At 66.3% G+C, this 2761-nt stretch carries 2 protein-coding genes and 1 pseudogene; 1 reads left to right on the top strand and 2 read right to left on the bottom strand.

The features are described from left to right. Nucleotides 1-182, bottom strand: a pseudogene (locus AB4Y84_RS18590) (CmlA/FloR family chloramphenicol efflux MFS transporter); the annotation flags it as partial. Nucleotides 183-400: 218 nt separating this feature from the next. Continuing rightward, complete coding sequence (locus tag AB4Y84_RS18585; protein ID WP_442244524.1) at nucleotides 401-1306, bottom strand: LysR family transcriptional regulator; 906 nt, start codon at nucleotides 1304-1306, stop codon at nucleotides 401-403. 109 nt (nucleotides 1307-1415) lie between these two features. On the opposite strand from AB4Y84_RS18585, the gene AB4Y84_RS18580 reads away from it, so the two are divergent. Then, a partial coding sequence (locus tag AB4Y84_RS18580; protein ID WP_442250628.1) for an MFS transporter occupies nucleotides 1416-2761 on the top strand: 1346 nt, incomplete at its 3' end.

Raw genomic sequence — 2761 nt, 5'->3', positions numbered from 1 at the left:
AGCATGTACAGGCTCAGCRTCAACTGGATGAGGGCAGGCGACGTGCCGAGTGCCTGCGGCATGGCCGATACGACCGGCAGGTAGATATCCATGGCCAGCGAGGCCAGGAGGTCGAAGGGGGCCATCAACACGATGGCGCCCGGCAGGGAATGGGCCCAGCGAAGGGCTTTTCGATCAGACATGGGGAAACATCCGCTCAGGAGGGAATCCGGCGGTGATCAACCCAGTGCGTGGAAATCGCAGGACAAGATCACCGCAACAACGTGCGTACCGTTGTTGCGGCTCAGCGGACTGTCTGCGGACCGTTCCCGTTGTTCATCTGATGATCCGGTGGAAGATCGAATGCGGCCAGTGTAGCAAGGCCATTGCGGGCAGCCCGGCAACGTCGTCCGGCAGGGCCTCAGGGCAAGGGCAGCATGTCGATGCGCCGGGAGGGCGTACGCCGCACCTGCTCGATGAGCCGGCGGACCGCTGGCGATGTTTCCTGTTCACGGTACAGCGCTGCGATGGTCGAGGCGATGACCGGCCCGGCGATCGGCAGATACACCACGCCTGGCAGCAGCAGCGTCCGCTGCAGCACCGATGGCACGATCGCCACGGCGCCATCGCCCACCGAGACCTGCGCGAGCACCGCGACAAGATGACCGGGACGGGAACGGATGTCCGGCACGAATCCGCCACGGCGGGCGACTTCCAGCGTGCCTGCGGGCTGCTCCGGCATGATGAACGCCTCCTTCGCCAGCAGCACCGGCTGCACCGGCACCCCCGCGTGGGCCAGCGCATGCGATGCCGGCAACGCCACGCAGAACTGATCTTCGATCAGGATGTGCGAACCGAGCGCATCGGGCACCTCCATCGGAAGCCGGCAGAACACCACATCGATGCGACCGTCCAGCAGGAGGTCCGGCAGGTCGGCCATCGGCCATTCGCCGACCTTCAGCTCCACGTCGGGCGATGCGCTGCGGAACCGCTGCAACTGCTCCTGCAGCGCGCCGGCATGGACCGCCGAACCTACGTAGCCGATCTCGATCCTGCCGATTTCCCCGCGACCAGCGCGGCGGCCCACGGCCTCTGCCTGCTCGAACTGGCGCAGCACGTTGCGTGCTTCGGCCAGGAAGATCGCACCGGCAGAGGTCAGCGTGACCTCGCGCCTACTGCGATCAAACAAGGGGGTGCCCAGGCGACGCTCGATCTGCTGGATCTGAACGCTCAGCGTCGGCGTGGCGATGCCCAGGCGCAGCGCGGCGCGCCCGAAATGCAGCTCCTCGGCCAGTGCGACGTAGTACTGCAGATGTCGACGGTCCATGCGTGCCGGCTCGTTAGCTTTGGCCTAACGTACTTGAAGAACACCGGCAATGAAACAAACAGTCGAAGTTGCTTGAATGGGCCTTCGTCCTTCCCCACCCGAGTGCCCGGTGTCCCTCTTCCCCCGCCGCAGACCGCCCAACTGGATCCTGATCATCGCCTCGCTCGGCTGCACGATGACGGTGCTGGAAACCAACGCCGTGGCCGTCGCGCTGCCGACCATCGCGCGGGATCTGCAGGCTGACTTCGCCGACATCGAATGGGTGATCAGCTGCTACATCCTGACCTTCACCTCGCTGCTTCTGCCCGCCGGTGCCATCGCCGATCGCCATGGCCGCAGGCGGGTGCTGCTGATCGGCATCGCACTGTTCGCCCTCTCATCGCTGACCTGCGCGCTGGCCCCCACGGCCAGTGCGCTGTATGTGGCCCGAGCGTTGCAGGGCGTGGGTGCCGCTTTCCTGCTGGCCCCATCACTGTCGGTGATCGGCCACGAATTCCACGAGGGCAAGCAACGCGACGATGCCTGGGCCTTCTGGGGCACGGCAATGGGCATGATGATGGTGCTCTCGCCGCTTATCGGTGGGCTGTTGTCCTCGCTGTGGGGATGGCGCTCGGTGTTCATCGCGATCCTGCCCTTCCTCGCCTTCCTGGCCTATGGTGCGATCCGCTGGGTTCCCGACACTGCCGACACGGTGGTACGCCCGCTCGATCCGCCCGGCATCATCACCTTCAGCGTGGCGATCTTCGGCATCGTGTTCTTCCTCGTGGAAGGACTCGCGCAGGGATGGACATCGGCGGTGGCCCTGGCCGGCCTGGGCCTGGGCATCGCGATGGCCGCGCTGTTCACCTGCATCGAGCTCAAGCGTCGGCATCCGATGGTCGACCTGCGGCTGCTTGCCAGCCCGCGCTTTGTCGGTGCCCTGATCGCCATGGTCGGCTACGCGGTCAGCGCGCAGGTGATGGCCTCGATGCTGCCGCAGTACCTGCAGAACGGCGTCGGCCTGAGTGCACTGGCCACGGGCGCCGGCATGCTGCCGTTCGCTGCGGCGATGCTGCTGTTCCCCAGCGTGGGCAGGCGCCTGGGCAGACGATTGTCGAGTGGGATGGTGCTGGCCATCGGCCTGTCCACCACTGCCGCCGGCAATGCGCTGGCCGGTATCGGTGCATGGCACAACCAGCCGACGGTGGCGCTGCTGGCGATGGTCATCATCGGCGCAGGCGGTGGCATCCTCAACGGCGAAACATCCAAGGCGATCATCGGCTCGGCCCCCCGCGACCGCGCAGGCATGGCCTCGGGCATCAGTGCGACGACGCGCTTCGTCGGCATCCTGCTCGGCTTCACGGTCCTCTCCAGCGCCCTGACCGTCGGCATCCGCGCCGGACTCTCAACACGCGTACCTGCAGATGAAGTCATGCGTCTGGCCGACACCATCGCCACCGGTGCACTGCCCCAAGG

Origin of the sequence: Stenotrophomonas sp. 2YAF22, assembly GCF_052114665.1 — a bacterium.
Taxonomy (GTDB): Bacteria; Pseudomonadota; Gammaproteobacteria; order Xanthomonadales; family Xanthomonadaceae; genus Stenotrophomonas; species Stenotrophomonas indicatrix.
The sequence above is the reverse complement of the archived record's forward strand: the minus strand, read 5'-3'. Positions and strand labels throughout refer to the sequence as shown.

What these genes read in the sequence shown, in the direction of transcription:
- AB4Y84_RS18585 (WP_442244524.1), bottom strand. Translation starts at nt 1,306, where the DNA reads ATGGACCGTCGACATCTGCAGTACTACGTCGCACTGGCCGAGGAGCTG.